This window comes from Flagellimonas sp. HMM57 (assembly GCF_021390175.1).
Taxonomy (GTDB): Bacteria; Bacteroidota; Bacteroidia; order Flavobacteriales; family Flavobacteriaceae; genus Flagellimonas.
In genome coordinates this window covers 3,355,970-3,374,048 of the sequence record NZ_CP090004.1, presented here as the reverse complement: position 1 = coordinate 3,374,048, position 18,079 = coordinate 3,355,970, and the positions used below count along the sequence as shown (strand labels likewise).

Sequence of the window (18,079 nt, the reverse complement as noted above, 5' to 3'; positions counted from 1 at the left end):
TTTGGTAAGAATTTAGTTACAATGTACTCCTTAAAAAAAGTCTTTTAAGATAATTGTTGTGAAACCTAGGTTTTAAGAATGTGAAATGCAGGATTGTAGATGGAGTCTTTGCAATTAATACAATACTCTGAACTTAATCGTATTTTCTACATTTTTAAGTGCTTTGACCACTTCTTTATTGTATTCTTTGTCCAGATCGGTGATTACATAACCAACTTTATCATCCGTAGACAAAAATTGTCCCGTAATGTTCATTTCGTACTTGGCCAATACTTCATTGATTTTGGCCATAATCCCGGGTACATTTTTATGAATATGCAGAAAACGATGGGCATTGTTCTGTTTGGGCAATCTTATGTTTGGAAAGTTTACGGCATCTACCGTATTCCCAGAGTTGATGTAATCCATAATCTTATTGGGTACAAAATCCGCAATATCTCGCTGTGCCTCTTCGGTACTACCACCAACATGGGGTGTTAATATTACATTGGAAAATCCCTGTAACGCAGTTTTAAAATCTCCATTACTTCGGGGTTCTTCTGGATATACATCTACGGCTGCCCCAGCTAGTTTACCACTCGCCAATGCTTTGGAAAGCGCATCAATATCTACAACAAAACCTCTAGAAAGATTGATCAACATTGCACCGTCCTTCATTGTATCGATTTCATTTTGCCCTATGAAATCTTTATTGGCTTTATTATCGTCTATATGTAATGTCACCACATCAGAAACAGTAAGCAATTCTTCCAGGGAACCACATTTAATGGCATTTCCCAAAGCCAATTTATCAGCTACATCGTAGTAATACACTCGCATCCCAATTGCCTCCGCTAAAACAGATAGTTGTTTTCCAATATTACCGTAACCTACAATCCCCAGATTCTTACCTCTGACTTCTCTTGAATTGATAGCCGTTTTGTTCCATTCTCCATTATGGATTTCAGTGCTGCGCGTAAAAACGTTACGCATAAGCATTATGATCTGCCCTATGGCCAACTCAACAACAGAACGCGTATTACTGTAGGGAGCATTAAAAACAACTACGCCCTTCTCTTTGCTATACGTTAAATCAATTTGGGTAGTACCAATACAAAAAGCACCTACTACCAACAATTTATCCGCTGCATCAAGTACTTTTTGGGTTACCTGTGTCTTGGAACGAATCCCCAGCACGTGCACTCCCTTAATTTTTTCAATGAGTTCTTCTTCCGGAAGGCTGTGTTTCACCAATTCTACCGAAAAACCATCTTCGGATAAGTTTTTAAAGGCATCTGGATGCACATTTTCCAATAAAAGAATCTTGATCCTATTTTTGGGGTACGAAATATTTCTTGGTAAATCATTTACATAAAGAAATTCATCAAGATTGGGAGTTACATGGTCCGCGTTGTTTGCTGCTTTCTCGCGATGTACGTTCTCCGTGTAGGCAAAAAACTTATCCGCTATACCAGCTTCCCGCATAACATAATCACTGTAGCCGTCACCGATTACCTGTACTTCACCATCCAAATCAAGGTTTTTAAGGCACTCGATCTTTCCATTATGCGAAGCAAGCACGTTTGATTCGTCAAAACCAACAATGTTCCCTTTGTCATCAAATCTAAATGTATTTGCATACACACGATTTGATGGAATATTATATTCTTGAACAATTGGATCAATAAACTCTTTGAAACCACAGGAAATCACGTAAATATCTTCCGAGAATTTCTGAAAGAACTCTTTGTTGGAAGCAATGGACTTTGAAATTTTGTGACGAAGTTCTTCCACCAAGCCACCAAGATCATCTTTATGGGCATTCAAGAGCTGTATCCTTTTCTCCAAAGATTCGGTAAAGGAAATATCCCCATCAATACCTAAATTGGTGATGTTCTGTATTTCTTGTATAATCTCTTCTTTGTTTGATTTACCCTGTAAGGTCATCTCTGCCAGCACATCCAGTGCTTCAACCGTTGTAAGGGTACTATCAAAATCAAAAACGTACTTTCGTCCCACTTCCACCATGATTTTTCCAAAAATTAAGGGCTAAATTTAAACATTAATTTCATCCCTAAAATTGGAAGTTATAAAAAACCATCTACAAATATGGATATATCAAAAATAGTCTTCAAAATGTTCTAAAAACTTATATAAAATTATGATTCAATGGTTTTTAGTGTCAAAACCATCGTCTAGTTTCCTTACAATACACTTTGTACCGTTTTCCAAACAACTCGGTAAGTGCTTTTTCTTCGCGTTTGATTTGAAAATGGTTCATATAGTACACAAAGCCAGCTGCCAAAAGTGTGTTGAAAGCATTCCCAAGTTTTAATCCAAAGGCAATCAATATAAGCAGCATTGCCAAATACATAGGGTTTCTGGTATACTTAAAAATCCCGTTAGTTACCAAACTACTGGTTTTGGTCAAATTAATAGGGTTGGTTGCAGTTTTCACTTTTAAAAACTGAAGTAACGCTATCAACATAATTAGTACAGCAAGAGAGCACAAAAAAATTGCAAGTTGTTCTCGTCCAAAAAAGTCAAAATGACCTACAGGCAAAAACCTGTACAATAGATACATTAAACCTCCAAAAACCAATACTACTAAAGGCGGCAATACTTTCAATTTCATATTTAAGCAACAAATATTTCGAAATTACTACTTTTAGCAACGCTTTAAATCATTCATACTTTGAAAATCGTTTTTGCCACACATAATCAACATAAATTGGAAGAAGTTCGCGAACTGCTTCCGTCTTTCGTTGAGCTACTATCCTTAACGGACATTGGTTGTTTAGAAGAAATTCCCGAAACAGGGAAGACATTGGAAGAAAATGCCAAGATAAAAGCGGATTATGTTACTTCAACCTTTGGCCAGAACTGTTTTTCCGATGACACCGGTCTTTTGATCGATGCCTTGCACGGTGCGCCAGGAGTATTTTCTGCACGTTATGCAGGAACACACAAAAGCACTCGGGATAATATAGCTAAGGTATTGCGCGAGATGGAAAGCACTAACAATCGAGAAGCCCATTTTAAAACAGTAGTACATCTTAATTTAAACAACAAAAGCTATGCTTTTGAAGGCATTGTGGAAGGAAACATCACCAAAAAGGAATATGGGACGGGAGGTTTTGGCTATGACCCCATTTTTAGACCGGAAACCTACGACGCCACCTTTGGTGAACTATCGCCAGAAATTAAGAACGCTATTAGCCACAGGGGCAGAGCCATACGCAAATTAGTAGCATTTTTTGAAAAAATGAAGCCATAGTTCCCAACTGAACTATTTAATGTACCTTTGCGCCTTTATTAACGCCGCCGGTATGGGCAAGGTGTTGTTAAGGGCTTACAATGGTAAAATCGAAATCGCTCTGTACAACACAACATATTTGCGATTTAAGGTATTTACCAAAATGACAAAATTTGAAGCCTTGGGGTTGGACAAACCCCTTTTGGATGCTATTTCCGATCTTGGATTTGAATCCCCCTCAGAAGTACAAGAAAAAGCAATTCCGATCTTATTGGAGCAAGAGACCGATTTGGTCGCACTCGCACAAACAGGAACAGGAAAAACCGCAGCTTTCGGTTTTCCCATGATTCAAAAAATACAATCGGAAAGTAGGACTACGCAAGGACTTATCCTCTCTCCTACCCGTGAGCTTTGCTTACAGATAACGAACGAACTCAAGCTATACTCAAAGTACGTCAAAGGGCTCAACACCGTAGCTATTTATGGTGGTGCCAGTATTACGGACCAGGCAAGACAAATAAAGCGTGGTGCACAAATAATTGTTGCCACACCAGGCCGAATGAAAGACATGATCGGCAGAAGAATGGTCGATATTTCTAAAATTGACTACTGTGTATTGGATGAGGCCGATGAAATGCTGAACATGGGCTTCTTTGAGGACATAAAGGATATTTTGTCCAATACGCCCCAAGAGAAATTAACCTGGTTGTTTTCTGCAACTATGCCGAAAGAGGTTTCGGTCATTGCAAAAAAATTCATGCACAAACCCCAAGAAATTACGGTTGGTACAAAAAATGCAGGTGCTTCTACGGTTCAGCATGAATATTATGTGGTTGGTGGACGTGATCGTTATCCCGCATTGAAACGATTGGCAGATGCAAATCCAGGTATCTTTTCGGTAATATTCTGTAGAACCAAAAGGGATACGCAAAAAGTTGCGGAAAAACTTATTGAAGATGGTTACAACGCAGGAGCGTTGCATGGAGATTTGAGTCAAAATCAGCGTGACCTTGTCATGAATTCGTTCAGAAAGAAACAGGTCCAGATGCTCGTGGCTACAGACGTCGCTGCCCGAGGAATAGATGTGGACGATATAACCCACGTTATCAATTACCAGTTACCAGATGAGATAGAAACCTATACTCACAGAAGTGGGCGAACAGGACGTGCAGGAAAATCCGGTATTTCCATGGTCATCGTTACGCGTTCTGAAATGAGAAAAATAAAGGCCATTGAGAATAAAATCAAACAGGACTTTTTATCCAAGAAAATCCCATCAGGTATAGAAATTTGCGAGATACAACTGTACCATTTGGCAAATAATATCAAGGAGACAAAAGTCAATACCGAGATAGACCACTACCTACCTGCAATCAATGATGTCTTGGATGGTATAGACAGGGACGAACTCATCAAGAAAATTGTATCGGTAGAGTTTACACGTTTTTATAGTTATTACAGCAAGACCAGAGATTTAAACTCCTCTGATGACGGCGGAAATCGTGGCGAAAGAAACAAAAATGGAAAAGATGGTGCGCCCTCCAATGGATCGGTGCGTTACTTTATCAACGTAGGGGAACGGGATGGTTATGATTGGATGTCCTTAAAAGACTTCTTGCGGGACACCCTAAACTTGGAAAAAGAAGAGGTCTTCAATGTAGATACCAAGGATAGTTTTTCCTTTTTTAATACTGATGCCAAGGTTACGGAACATGTATTACAAACCTTCACTGAATTTAAGGTAGACGGTCGTTTTATCAATGTAGAAGTATCCAAGAACCCCGGAGGTTCTGGAAGAGGTGGCAAAAAACGCGATAGAAACCGAGGCCATAGAAAAGGCGGTGACAATAGATCGTACAAAGGAGGTAGAAAAAACAATTCAGGCAGAAAAGGAGGTAAAGGAGGTAAAAAACGTTCTGGCTTCTATTAGTTAATTCTATATTAAATGATAAGGAAGACGTGTTTATTTTTCTTTGTTTAGTACTTTTATGACTACATAAATTGCATGAGAAAAGTTTTACTTATTTTTTTTTCCTTCATTTCATTTTTTTGTTTAGCTCAAAATGAGGAAGATACTTCGGTCGAAGGTGAATTGACTGCAACCGTAATCAATGCGCAATCAAGTTTTCCTATGGAAAGTGTCCATGTTATCAACCTCAACAAAGTTGTAGGTACCATTACGGACCAAAAAGGAAAATTTACGATTCGTGCCGCTGTGAACGATACCTTATATCTTTCTTTTCTAGGTTTTAAATCGCAAAAAGTAAGGGTGACCAATGATATGTTCAAGTTTGAAGGTACAGAAATAGCACTTACAGAACTGGCCTATGCTCTAGAAGAAGTTATCGTTAGACCATACCAATTAACGGGCTATCTCGAAATTGACGTAAAAAACCTTCCTGTGAACAATGCGTACCAATACAGTATATCTGGACTACAAAGAAGCTATGAAGCCGGCAGTAAAAATCCTAGCGCGGTCACAAAAGTATTGGGTGCCATTTTAAATCCGGCCGATTTGCTGCGCAATCTTTTTGGAAAAAAACCAAAACAAATGCGAAAATTACGCCAGATGAAAGAAGATGAGGATATCAGGAACTTACTGGCCTCAAAATTTGATAGGGAGACCCTTACGGAATTGCTTCAGATTGAAAAAGTGGACATACAGGATATCCTGAATAACTGTAATTATTCCAAATCCTTTATCACTACCGCCAACGATTTACAAATTTTAGATGCAATATCTAGCTGCTATGAAGAGTATAAAGTACTGAACAGAAGATAATAGCATTTTCAACACAAATTTGACTACAATACTTGGGATAAATAAATTTTATATTTCGGCTTGCATTTTATAGTTTTAGCTAAAATCCCAAAAAATGAAAAAACTGCTTTTCGTTATGTCCCTATTTTCTTTTCTTATTGGCTGCAAAGAAGTTACAAAAAAGGCAAAAAAAGACACAAAAGTAGTTGAAGAACAAGTGCCTGAAAAACAAGCTCCATTTGTTTGGGAAGGTGCGAACATCTATTTTCTGCTTACCGACCGTTTTAATAACGGGAACAGTGAAAATGATGTCAATTTTGACCGAACCATGGAAACCGGTGTGCTACGAGGTTTTGAAGGTGGCGATATACAAGGAATCACACAAAAAATAGAAGAAGGGTACTTTACCGACTTAGGAATAAATGCCATTTGGTTTACTCCTGTCGTAGAGCAAATCCATGGTGCAACGAACGAAGGCACCGGAAACACCTATGGATATCACGGCTACTGGGCAAAGGATTGGACAGCGATAGACCCAAATTTTGGAACACGAAAAGATTTGGAAAAAATGGTCAAATCGGCTCATGCAAAAGGCATTCGAGTGCTTCTTGATGTCGTATTGAACCATACAGGTCCTGTTACCGAAAAAGACCCGGTTTGGCCCGAAGAATGGGTGCGAACTGGTCCTGCTTGTGAATTCTCCAACTATGAAAACACGACTGCATGTACGCTTGTACAAAACCTTCCCGATGTTTTAACCGAATCCAATGATGCCGTAGAACTGCCAGACGCACTTTTAGCCAAATGGAAGGAAGAAGGGCGACTTAGCCAAGAGTTGGACGAACTTCAATTGTTCTTTGAACGAACAGGATATCCGAGGGCACCACGATACTATATCATCAAATGGTTAACGGATTACATCAACGATTTTGGAGTTGATGGTTTTAGGGTAGATACCGTAAAACATGTCAATGAAGACGCATGGGCAGATTTGTACAAAGAGGCCACTTATGCATTTGAGACCTGGAAGAAAAAACACCCAAACTATGTATTGGACAACAATCCGTTCTACATGGTGGGCGAAGTATATAACTACGGTATTTCTGGAGGTAGACAATTTGATTTTGGAGATAAAAAAGTGGACTTTTTTGACTATGGCTTTAAGAGCCTCATCAACTTTGAGTTAAAAAATGATGCCCACAATGATTACGAAACCGTTTTTAAGAAATATAACAAGTTATTAAACAACAAACTAAAAGGGAAAAGTGTAGTCAATTATTTAACGTCCCATGATGATGGTAATCCCTTTGATAAGGAACGAAAGCGTCCAATGTATGCCGCGAATATGTTATTATTGACTCCTGGCGCATCCCAAGTATATTATGGAGATGAAACCTCTAGAAATCTCATTATAGAAGGCACCGAAGGGGATGCGACACTACGTTCATTTATGAACTGGGAAGATTTGGACAGTCTGCCCCAAACCCAGAAAATACATAAACACTGGCAAAAGCTGGGGCAATTTAGAAGAAACCATCCAGCAGTTGGAGCTGGTAAGCACAAAAGATTGGGTAAAAAACCTTACGTATTCTCAAGAATGTATACCGATGGTGACTTTAAGGATAAAGTGGTCATTGGACTGGATTTGCCAAAAGGTAAAAAATCACTTTGGGTCAAAGGCTTTTTTGGTGATGGTACCAAATTGTACGATACGTACTCCGAGACCCAAGTGGTAGTGACCAAAGGCAAGGTCATTCTTGAAAATGACTTTGATATTGCGCTGTTGGAATTGGTGGAATGATTTATTTATTTTTCCAAAGTGGCCTTTAAGCTGGCCAATCCTTCTTCAAAATCTCCACCAACAGCTTTATCCATGTTCATGAACAACATAAAAATACTGAACGGAAATTTGTTTTTTCCTGAAAAACCCCATGTAACTTTGGTAGTATCTTCTCCTACTGCTTCTGTAAGCAAGTAAGCATCAGAAGTGGATTTCCATGGTTTTAAGAATCGTAGTTCCGATTCAACACGCTCCCCATCAACAATTTTGGTGATTTCTTGTTCCCCTTCCCCTACATCTTTATTACCGTTCCAGTAGCTCATTGCACCAACTTCACCATCGGTACCGGTAAATTTTTTATTCATGTTAGGGTCTTTTTTATTCCACGGAGACCATGCATCTTGATTTTTCAGATACTTGAGATTCTCAAAAACAACAGCTTTTGATTTTTTTATTTCTATAGACCTAGAAACATTGTACGACTTTGGGGCAATTGCCGCTAAAATTAAAATCAGCAATACGATTCCTGCGAGAAGATAGAGTAAAATATACATTGGTTTTTAGTTTTGGTTGCAACTCAAGGTACAAAAACTTTATGTATTGAGGTATCTGCTGATAATTCTTTCCACATCTTTAATCGATTTTTTAGTCCAATCCAGTCGTTTTTCAAGTATCTCAATATCAGAAAGCTGCCATGATATTTCAGACTTTTTCAACTTTTCCGTGACAACTTGGATAATAATAGCCGCCGAAACAGAAACATTCAAACTCTCTGAAAAACCAACCATTGGAATTGTAAGAAATCCATCCGCTTTTTGCATGACCTCTTCACTCAAACCTTCTTTTTCCGTTCCAAAAAACAATGCGGTCTTTGTCTTCAAGTTAAAATCAGGAAGTGAGATTGAACCACAGTGCGGTGTAGTCGCAATAATGTCATAACCCTCATCCTTTAACGTTGTAATGCATTCAGAGGTAGTGGCATATCGATTCACATCTACCCATTGCTCAGCACCCATAGCAATATTTTTATCCAATCGCTCACCAAATCTATCTTCAACAACATGCACATCTTGGACACCAAAAGCATCGCAGCTTCTAATCACGGCGCTGGTATTGTGTAGTTGATATACATCTTCGATAGCAACGGTCACGTATCGTGTGCGCTGTTGGAGCACTTCCAAAAACCGTTGCTTTCTTCCTTCGGTAAGGAAACCTTCCAAATAGGTCAATACATCAACATCATCATTAAACATAAAGAACAAGATAGCAAAAAATGAATTTCTTATTTTTAGCCCATGGGTAAAAAGCAAAAAATAGTTGTGCTCACTGGTGCAGGAATTAGTGCTGAAAGCGGGTTAAAGACCTTTAGGGATTCCAATGGCCTTTGGGAAGGCCATGATGTCATGGAAGTTGCATCTCCCCAAGGTTTTAATAAAAATCCAGAACTGGTTTTGGAGTTTTACAATCAACGACGCAAACAACTTTTGGAAGTGTCACCGAACGAGGGACACAAAGCACTTGTTGGGTTGGAAGAAGAGTTTGATGTAAGCATTATCACCCAAAATGTGGACAATCTCCATGAACAAGCTGGCAGTTCCCATGTTGTCCATCTGCATGGAGAGTTGTTAAAAGTACGAAGTACTGCAAATGAGAATCATGTTTTGGAGTGGAAAAAAGATTTAGTATTGGGTGATTTAGATAAAAACGGACATCAACTCCGCCCCCATATTGTCTGGTTTGGAGAAATGGTCCCTATGCTGGAAGTTGCTATTGAGATTACCCAAACTGCTGCAATTCTCATCATTATAGGCACCTCAATGCAGGTGTATCCAGCGGCTAGCCTAATTAATTTTGTTCCTAGGGAAACCCCTATTTATTTTATAGACCCAAGACCCAGTATACAAGCTTCGAATTTTGCCGATCTCACCATTATTTCAAAAACGGCGACCGAAGGCGTACCTGCCCTTACCCAAGAATTGTACAGTAAGTTCCACTGATTTTTCATGACCGAAAAACAACTGCATATTGCCCTAAATTCTGGTAGGCTTTCCAAACAGGAAATCATTGGGATTGTTGAAAAGCTAGTGATGCAACCAGAATTGACCTATCCCCTACTACTAGAAGTTTTAGAACAGGATAAACAAGATTCGTTCAATGCAAGTTGGGTATTTGACCATCTGATGCGAAAAAAACTGGAATTTCTATTGCCACACTATGACACATTTACCAACAGTCTGGCTGACTTAAAATCCGAATCAATCATCAGGCCCATGGCCCATGTGTGTGAATTCAGCATGGAAAAATATTTCAAAAAAAAGGACAGCCGTTTTAGGGAACATATTTCTGATGAGCTTTTGGAACGTATCATGACCATAAATTTTGATTGGCTTATCGGTGATTATAAAGTGGCTACGAAGGCTTTTGCAATGTCCAGCTTGTTTTATTTGGGTACAAACTATGATTGGATTCATCCTGAACTGAAAATCATTCTGGAACAAAACATACATGGAGCTACCCCTGGTTATCGGTCCAAAGCTTCAAAAATACTTGCAGCCCTAAAGAAACTTGGTTTTTAAACTCCTCAACTAATAAGTATCTTTGCTGCTTCAAAAAAACAGAGGTCTATGTCCTTAAGCCAGCTAAACGCAATTTCCCCAATAGATGGAAGGTATCGCAACAAAACCGAAGCCCTCGGAAATTATTTCTCCGAAGAAGCATTGATTAAGTATCGCGTTCAGGTTGAAATTGAATACTTTATCGCGCTATGCGAAATTCCTTTGCCACAGTTGGCCAATTTTGATGCTTCGAAGTTCGTTGAGCTTCAAAACATATATCTTGAGTTTTCATCCGAGGACGCCACAGCGATCAAGGAAATTGAAAAAGTCACCAATCATGATGTAAAAGCTGTAGAATACTTCATCAAAAAAAGATTTGATGCGTTAGGTCTGGAAAAATTTAAGGAATTCATCCATTTTGGATTGACTTCACAGGACATCAACAATACGGCAGTACCCTTATCCATAAAGGAAGCCATGAACGATGTCTATGTTCCGTTGTATTTTGAGGTTTTTGAAAAGTTAAAAGCTTTTGCTTCGGAATGGGAAAATATTCCCATGTTGGCAAGAACCCATGGACAACCTGCTTCCCCTACCCGATTGGGAAAGGAAATCGATGTTTTTGTAGAACGCTTGAAAGAACAGTTTAATCTACTGAACGATATTCCCAGCGCTGCTAAATTTGGCGGCGCCACCGGAAATTACAATGCACACAAAGTTGCTTATCCAAGTATTGACTGGAAAACTTTTGGACAACAATTCGTTCAGGAAAAATTAGGATTGCACCATTCTTTTCCAACTACACAAATTGAGCATTATGATCATATGGCAGCCCTTTTTGATTGTCTAAAGCGCATTAACACGATTTTTATTGATTTAAATAGGGATATCTGGACATACATCGCTATGGATTACTTCAAACAAAAAATAAAAAAGGGAGAGGTAGGTTCTTCTGCAATGCCACATAAGGTCAACCCAATAGATTTTGAGAATTCGGAAGGAAATCTAGGGCTTGCCAATGCACTTTTCGAGCATTTATCCGCAAAGCTCCCAATTTCAAGATTACAGCGAGATTTAACGGACAGCACAGTATTACGGAATGTAGGGGTTCCTTTTGCCCATACACAAGTGGCGCTTCTTTCAACGTTAAAGGGATTGAACAAACTAGTTCTTAACGAGGTTAAATTTGAAGAGGATTTGGAAAATAACTGGGCCGTAGTTGCGGAAGCCATTCAAACCATTTTAAGAAGGGAAGCATACCCAAATCCTTATGAAGCATTAAAAGGTTTAACAAGAACCAATGAAAAAATCACCCAAAAATCCATTGCAGATTTTATTGACACGTTGAAGGTTTCCGATGCCATAAAAAATGAACTTAAAAAAATAACCCCAGCAAATTATACTGGGGTTTAGTCATTAATTTAGTTTTTAAAAAGTTCTAGCCTTCTTTGTGTATCTCTACAGAATGTGGATACGGTATTTCAATATTGGCGGCATCCAACGCTAACTTACAATTTTCATAAATAGCAAAATAGACATCCCAGTAATGTTCTGGTTTGCAAAATGGGCGTACTGCAAAATTAACGGAGCTGTCCGCCAATTCCATAACATTTACAGAAGGTTCTGGGTCTTGTAGCACTTTTTCGTTCGAAGTAAGCACGTTCATAAGGACTTCTTTTGTCTTTTTGATATCCTCGTTGTATCCTACCCCTATCACCGTATCTACCCGAATTTTACCCTCTGCCGAATAATTAACGATATTCCCATTTGCCATGGCGCCGTTTGGCACAATGGCCAATTTGTTCTCTGGCGTTGTCAATTTTGTAGTGAAAATTTCAATTTCCTTTACAGCTCCCAAAACACCTTGAGCCTCTATAAGGTCTCCTATTCTGTAGGGCTTAAAAATCATGATCAATACGCCTCCAGCGAAATTGGAGAGTGATCCCTGCAAAGCCAAGCCAATAGCAAGACCTGCAGCTGCAATCACTGCTGCAAATGTGGTAACGTCCACACCTAATCTTGAAATCACAATGATAATCAAGAATATCTTTAACGCCCAAGAAACAAGATTAAGTAGAAACCGCTGTAACGATTCATCATACTTGCTTTTGGACATTACTTTTTTACTGGTGCCAATAATTCTTTTAATAATCCAGATACCTATTACATAAATGAGGATAGCCGTAATCAATTTGGGGCCAAATTCTTTTGCGAGCTCAATACCGTAGTTAATCCATTCTTGTGCTTTTTCCATGGTTTACTTTAAATTTTGTTAGTGTTCTTATAGTGAGACACTAAGATAGAGAAAGCGTCACACAAACTTAGAGTTTCGATACCGTTACAAACTAAAAAATCCTGAACAATCTTGATTGTTCAGGATCAGTATTAGGTGATATGAAGTAAAATTATCCCTTTAAAAAATCTCCAATTTCCCCAAGGCCTTCTCCTTTATAGTCCGATTTCTGAATTGCCTGCATTAATTGCACTATATGTGCAGGATTCATGTCTTTTCCCAAGACACGTACCAAAGCAAAGCCCTTGTCCTTACTATCGCCATAGATGATGACTTCATCAATCGCATCTTCATCACCTAGGTATTTTATAACACCTTTTCCATATTGGGAGTTGATTTTCATAAGCTCTACAAAATCATCGTTCTTTAAAATCTGTTTTACCTTGATTTTTTCTGACTTATATTCCGCTACGTTGGAATCGGTTTTTTTGAATGCCAAAAGATTGAATTTTCGCAAAGATGCAATTGCTTCGGATTCCGCTTTCGTGAGATTTGCTTCATCCATTTTCAAAATACTGGCCGGTACATCTATGGAGATAAAATTGGGATTCTCTGAATTATCAACATAATATTCCTGTAGACTTTGTTGGGAAGAGCATGAAGCCAGCAATACCATCATGACCATCCCTATAAATTTGACTGTATTCTTCATTTACTATTATTTTTTGATTGATTTGATTTCTATGATATAAGTTGCCAAAAACCTGTTTTTGTTACAGTATGGCAACAACCCTAACTTAATTTTAACGACGATTTACTCTGTTCAATTCTTTCGGAAGATTCATTTTATTCGTCAATGAACTGACTTTCGCCAAATCGATATCACCTGTCATGGTCAATAAAATGGTTTCAAACTTAAAGTCGTTACCTTTTTCATCTTCAATTCCAGTGACAAACATGAGTAACTCTTCAACATTATTTCCGTTTTTTCCATTTTTAATGTAGAATCTTAGATTGGTATCCTTGTCCTTTATTTTCATTAACTCTTCCAATCTCGATGATTTAACATATTGTTTCATCGTAACAGCCATGTCTGCTGATGCCCCCTTGTCCTCAGATATAAATACTCTTATATTGTCTATACTTTTTGCCAATGCTACAAAATCCTTTGTATCTTCATCTTTATCATAGGACATGGCATCGGCAACTATATCCAGCATTCCCTTACTTATCGTTATAGAACCTACTCTATCTGAATCCTCAAACTTGTCAAGAATGGATTGGGACATTCCAAAAATGGGAAGGCATGAGCAGACGACTACAGTAAACCATTTTTTTATCGTCCCCATTAGTTTCCTTTTTTACCCGCTTTGTTCAATTCTTCCGGAAGATTCATCTTTTTTGTCAACGAATTGATTTTGTTCAAATCGATATCCCCGGTCAAGGAAAGTAAAACCGTTTCAAATTTTCTGCCATCTGCTTCCATATCCTTTAGACCTGTAACAAACATCAATAGTTCACTTACGTGGTCGGCATCTTTACCCTGCTTTATATAAAACTTGACGTTGGCGTCTTTATCCTTTACGCGCATCAACTCTTCCATGGTAGATGACTTTAGATATTTGTCCACGGAAGATTTCATGTTATTACCAATCTCTTTATTGTCCGTGGTATATACTTTCAGACTTTTAAGGCTACTGGCAATGTCCATAAAATCCCTCGCTTCCGGATCATCGACCTCAACATCTATTTTCGCCAATAGATTGAACATGCTTTTGTTGACAACCACAGAAGTTACGTCATCCAAATCTTCGTATTTGTCAAACAATGACTGGGAAAAACCAGACAAGGGCACTATAGCTATCATTATGATTAAAATATACTTTTTCATTTTTTGTGATTTAATTATTATTATAGATTTTTTGTTTTGCGACCTCAAACTCTTTTAAATAGGCTACTTTTTCAGTGCCTCGACCAAAATTTTCGGCCAAGAGTTCAAAAGCCTTTTTTGTTTCTTGATAGGCATATTCCGCCTCTCTTTTTTCTTGGTACTCGTTACCAAAATAGATGCCAAAAATGAATAGTGTCACAGCTGCTACGGAAATCCATTTGTAGTAGTTCTTTCTAGGTTTTAATGGAACCTGCTTTGTGTATTTTTCTTCCTTGGCGTTGGAAAAATAGGTAAACATTGGCTTGTACTGCTCAAGATGTGTTGCTACACTTTCCTGCGAAAAATAAGTCTGCAATGTCTTTTCCTCAGCTACCGTAGTGGTAGCATCAAAATATTTCTCCAATAATCTTTCTATGTTATCCAATTCCATAGTTATGTTTTTTTATCAATTCTTCTCTTACCATTTTTCTTGCTCTGGACAATGTTACCCTAACTGCGGTAGGCTTCATATCCAAAAGTTCACATATTTCCTCAAAATCATATTGCTCCACATCCCGTAATTGCAATACCATTTTTTGCTGTTCGGGTAACTTTTCCATGATTCGCTCCATCCACTGAACACTATCTTCAGCCTCCAATTGTTTTTGAAGCGAGGTTCTCTCATCACTATAATTACTGTGAACTAACTTTAAATTACTGGCCTGTTTGGATTTTAATCGGTCCAAGCAAAAATTCTTGGTCATAGTCATTGCAAAGGCCTCAACATTTTTATACTGTTCCATTGCCTCATTTTTAGACCAAAGTTTCAGCAAAATCTCTTGTGTGGCGTCTTCAGCTTCCTCCCGTGAGACCAACAATCTTTTGGCCAGTCGGTAGAGCTTGTCCTTAAAGGGCATTACCACATTTAAAAATTCGGCCTGTTTCATTTTAGTTTTTAGTTGTTTGTAAGCTATTTAAATTCGCTTATACTATCACGACGACATATATCGAATTTTGTTACAAAAAATTTGTATTCTCATTATATGTCTCTATTTTGTGAATCAAAAATTGTAAGAATTCACCAAACTATACTACCTAAACAACAAGTTCTATTAGTAAATGGAACGATAATTGAGTGAATCTCTTAAAAAATAACTATGAAAAAATACTTTCTTTTAGTTTTGGGGCTGTCTTTATTTATTGTTGGTTGTAGCGACGATGATGACGGAATTACGAATACTGACACACCAGACCCAACCCCTGGGGCCGATGTCACTGTACAAAATTTTATGTGGCAAGCCATGAACTTATGGTATTTTTGGCAAGCCGAAGTACCAAACTTAGCAGATAACCGTTTCTCAAATGATACTGATTACACCACTTTTTTAGAAGCTACACCCGACCCGCTGGATTTTTACAATAGCATTCAATTTAATGAAGACCGCTTTAGTTTTTCGAATGATGATTACGAAGAACTGGTAAATAGTTTAGCTGGAGTTTCAAAAAGCAATGGATTGGAATTTGGATTGGTAAGATTTGGAGAGGGAAATGATATATTCGGATTTGTTCAATATGTACTTCCCGACTCAGATGCTGCAAACAAAGGTGTTAAAAGAGGAGATATTTTCACTCGGGTAGATGGACAACAGCTCTTTGCCGATCGTAATAATAGCAGCATAAACAATTTTAACCTATTTGGCGCTGATAGCTATACATTAGGATTTGCCGATATCGTTGATAATACGATAACAGACAACGATGATGAAGTTACTTTGGTAAAAGTGGAGAATTTTGTAGAAAATCCGATTTTAGTTGCAGAAACCTTGGACGTTGGCGGCGAGAAAGTTGCGTACTTAATGTACAATAGGTTTCTTGGGAATTTTAACGAAGAACTTAACAATGTTTTTGGACAATTTGTAGCTGATGGTGCAACTCAGTTGGTACTAGATATGCGTTATAATCCCGGTGGGAACGTAAATACTTCGCGATTGTTGGCCAGTATGGTTCATAGTACTGATACCAATAAGCTGTACATACGTGAGCGTTGGAATAGCAAAATACAACCACAGCTGCCAGATTCGAGATTGAATAATTACTTTGCAAATCGTATTGGGGATAATAACAGTGCAGAGGTAAATTCCCTAGGTCTTAACACAGTTTATATCCTGGCGACAAATGATTCCGCTTCTGCCAGTGAATTGGTCATGAACGGCTTGGCCCCATATGTTAACGTTATTCATATTGGAGAGACCACCAGAGGTAAAAATGAATTTTCCATCACATTGGTTGACGACTCTGAAGGGAGTTATATTTATAATCCAAATCGCGAAAACGAAATAAATCCTAATAATAGATGGGGGTTACAACCCTTGGTAGGGAGAAATGAAAATGCTGATGGATTCTTTGATTATACAGCTGGCTTGGCTCCCAATATAGCACTTGAAGAAGATATCGAAAATTTAGGAGTTTTGGGAGACCCCAATGAACCCATGTTAGCAAGAGCAATTCAGGAAATCACCGGTGTTGCAAGCAAGCGGAGTTTTACCGTTCAAATGCCTGCAAAGAAAGTAATGAGCTCCAGACTGATGACTCCAATAAAGGATAACATGTACTTGGATAAACCTTGGGACATTGACATTCATTTTGAATAACTTAAAAAAGCGGCTCATTGAGCCGCTTTTTTATTTAAGCATTTTAGTATTAAATCGTTTTCACAAGAAAAGGCTTGAACTTTTCTGATAGTTTCTCAGGGATGTCGAATACATCTGGATGAAAAAGGCCTGCCAATACTTCTATTCCATTGACGAGTGTATTGGCAGATGATTGAGTGAACATATCAAAATCTGCAATGTAGACAGCTTCTTCTTTAACTGCTGTTAATTCATTCCATCCCTCTTTTTTAATCAGCAAGTGCATTTCTTCAATGGTTCGTTCAATCGTAAAACCACAAGGCGCTATGACCAAAACCTCAGGGTCATACTTTACGATTTTGTCCCATTGGGTCACTATACTGTCGCCAGATGGGTTCGAAAGCATATCCACCCCACCTGCGTAAGCAATTTGATGGGAAATCCAATGTCCACAATTAAAAATAGGATCTAACCACTCCATCAGCATCACCCGCTTTGGCAATGCTTTGGAAGCTCTTAGTTTATCGATTACGCTATCAATTCGGTTATGCAATTTTGCCAAATACAAATAGGCCACCTCTTCCCTACCCATTGCTTTGGCAATGGTAATTGCAGATTCAAAAACGTCTTCCAAAGATTGTGGACTTATCGAAATCAATTCAGGTTGTTTCTCTAAATTAGCAACTGCTGCTGCAGTACATGCCGTATCTATCTGGCATATATCACATATATCCTGGGTGAAGATGATATCAGGTGAAATCGTCTCCAAAAGGGGTTCGTCCACATAATACAAATCTTTCCCCTGGTGCTTACTTGCAGAAAACAACGTATCAATTTCCTGACTAGATAAGTTTTTACCTTCCAAAATACAACGTACAACAGGTTTCTTTTCTTTTAACGCTTGTTCAGGGCATTCAAAAGTGACGCCATAAAGCTGATTGTCAAGACCCATATCATAAATCATCTGGGTAACGGCGGGCATAAAAGAACAAACCTTCAACATAGTATCGATTTG

At 38.3% G+C, this 18,079-nt stretch carries 19 protein-coding genes; 8 read left to right on the top strand and 11 right to left on the bottom strand.

Annotation, left to right across the window (positions count from 1 at the left end; translation table 11 throughout):
• Positions 1–114: 114 nt before the first annotated feature.
• On the bottom strand, positions 115–2,007 hold the full coding sequence (gene serA, locus LV716_RS14940; protein ID WP_163418587.1) for a phosphoglycerate dehydrogenase: 1,893 nt from the start codon (positions 2,005–2,007) through the stop codon (positions 115–117).
• 154 nt (positions 2,008–2,161) lie between these two features.
• Entirely contained in the window at positions 2,162–2,614 is a 453-nt protein-coding gene (locus tag LV716_RS14935) for an isoprenylcysteine carboxylmethyltransferase family protein (RefSeq protein WP_163418586.1), read from the bottom strand.
• Positions 2,615–2,674: 60 nt separating this feature from the next.
• Between LV716_RS14935 and LV716_RS14930 the strand changes: the two genes are divergently transcribed.
• The 4 genes from LV716_RS14930 (at position 2,675) to LV716_RS14915 (ending at position 7,797) form a co-directional block, all read left to right on the top strand.
• Positions 2,675–3,256, top strand: coding sequence for a non-canonical purine NTP diphosphatase (locus tag LV716_RS14930; RefSeq protein WP_163418585.1), 582 nt, complete (start codon positions 2,675–2,677; stop codon positions 3,254–3,256).
• Between the two features lie 142 nt (positions 3,257–3,398).
• Complete coding sequence (locus LV716_RS14925) at positions 3,399–5,165, top strand: DEAD/DEAH box helicase (protein WP_163419477.1); 1,767 nt, start codon at positions 3,399–3,401, stop codon at positions 5,163–5,165.
• A 75-nt stretch (positions 5,166–5,240) separates the two neighbouring features.
• Entirely contained in the window at positions 5,241–6,017 is a 777-nt protein-coding gene (locus LV716_RS14920; RefSeq protein WP_163418584.1) for a carboxypeptidase-like regulatory domain-containing protein, read from the top strand.
• 94 nt (positions 6,018–6,111) lie between these two features.
• Positions 6,112–7,797, top strand: a complete 1,686-nt coding sequence (locus LV716_RS14915) for an alpha-amylase family glycosyl hydrolase (protein ID WP_163418583.1) — start codon at positions 6,112–6,114, stop codon at positions 7,795–7,797.
• A gap of 5 nt (positions 7,798–7,802) precedes the next feature.
• Here the strand turns inward: LV716_RS14915 and LV716_RS14910 are convergent, their stop codons facing one another.
• Positions 7,803–8,330, bottom strand: a complete 528-nt coding sequence (locus LV716_RS14910; protein ID WP_163418582.1) for an SRPBCC family protein — start codon at positions 8,328–8,330, stop codon at positions 7,803–7,805.
• Positions 8,331–8,369: 39 nt separating this feature from the next.
• Positions 8,370–9,029, bottom strand: coding sequence for an RNA methyltransferase (locus LV716_RS14905; protein ID WP_163418581.1), 660 nt, complete (start codon positions 9,027–9,029; stop codon positions 8,370–8,372).
• A 42-nt stretch (positions 9,030–9,071) separates the two neighbouring features.
• Between LV716_RS14905 and LV716_RS14900 the strand changes: the two genes are divergently transcribed.
• Genes LV716_RS14900 through purB form a run of 3 tightly spaced genes read left to right on the top strand, consistent with a single transcriptional unit; the run spans position 9,072 to position 11,744 of the window.
• Entirely contained in the window at positions 9,072–9,773 is a 702-nt protein-coding gene (locus LV716_RS14900) for an NAD-dependent deacylase (RefSeq protein ID WP_163418580.1), read from the top strand.
• Between the two features lie 6 nt (positions 9,774–9,779).
• Positions 9,780–10,352: a hypothetical protein gene (locus LV716_RS14895; protein WP_163418579.1), complete on the top strand. Its 573-nt coding sequence runs from the start codon at positions 9,780–9,782 to the stop codon at positions 10,350–10,352.
• 48 nt (positions 10,353–10,400) lie between these two features.
• Positions 10,401–11,744 (top strand): adenylosuccinate lyase, encoded by a 1,344-nt coding sequence (purB, locus tag LV716_RS14890; RefSeq protein ID WP_163418578.1) that lies wholly within the window; start codon positions 10,401–10,403, stop codon positions 11,742–11,744.
• Between the two features lie 25 nt (positions 11,745–11,769).
• On the opposite strand, the gene LV716_RS14885 is transcribed toward purB, so the two are convergent.
• The 6 genes from LV716_RS14885 to LV716_RS14860 form a co-directional block, all read right to left on the bottom strand.
• Positions 11,770–12,585, bottom strand: coding sequence for a mechanosensitive ion channel family protein (locus tag LV716_RS14885; protein WP_163418577.1), 816 nt, complete (start codon positions 12,583–12,585; stop codon positions 11,770–11,772).
• 151 nt (positions 12,586–12,736) lie between these two features.
• Positions 12,737–13,276, bottom strand: coding sequence for a DUF4252 domain-containing protein (locus tag LV716_RS14880; protein WP_163418576.1), 540 nt, complete (start codon positions 13,274–13,276; stop codon positions 12,737–12,739).
• Positions 13,277–13,367: 91 nt separating this feature from the next.
• Positions 13,368–13,913 (bottom strand): DUF4252 domain-containing protein, encoded by a 546-nt coding sequence (locus tag LV716_RS14875; protein ID WP_163418575.1) that lies wholly within the window; start codon positions 13,911–13,913, stop codon positions 13,368–13,370.
• Entirely contained in the window at positions 13,913–14,455 is a 543-nt protein-coding gene (locus LV716_RS14870) for a DUF4252 domain-containing protein (protein WP_163418574.1), read from the bottom strand. The genes LV716_RS14875 and LV716_RS14870 overlap by 1 nt, the downstream gene beginning before the upstream one ends.
• Before the next feature lie 10 nt (positions 14,456–14,465).
• Positions 14,466–14,885, bottom strand: a complete 420-nt coding sequence (locus LV716_RS14865; RefSeq protein WP_163418573.1) for a hypothetical protein — start codon at positions 14,883–14,885, stop codon at positions 14,466–14,468.
• Positions 14,872–15,381 carry an RNA polymerase sigma factor gene (locus LV716_RS14860; RefSeq protein WP_163418572.1) on the bottom strand — a complete coding sequence of 170 codons (510 nt, stop codon included), beginning with the start codon at positions 15,379–15,381 and terminating at the stop codon, positions 14,872–14,874. The genes LV716_RS14865 and LV716_RS14860 overlap by 14 nt, the downstream gene beginning before the upstream one ends.
• 210 nt (positions 15,382–15,591) lie before the next feature.
• On the opposite strand from LV716_RS14860, the gene LV716_RS14855 reads away from it, so the two are divergent.
• On the top strand, positions 15,592–17,085 hold the full coding sequence (locus LV716_RS14855) for a S41 family peptidase (RefSeq protein WP_163418571.1): 1,494 nt from the start codon (positions 15,592–15,594) through the stop codon (positions 17,083–17,085).
• 49 nt (positions 17,086–17,134) lie between these two features.
• Here LV716_RS14855 and LV716_RS14850 read toward each other — a convergent pair whose 3' ends face one another.
• Complete coding sequence (locus tag LV716_RS14850; protein WP_163418570.1) at positions 17,135–18,067, bottom strand: ABC transporter substrate-binding protein; 933 nt, start codon at positions 18,065–18,067, stop codon at positions 17,135–17,137.
• Positions 18,068–18,079 lie beyond the last annotated feature (12 nt).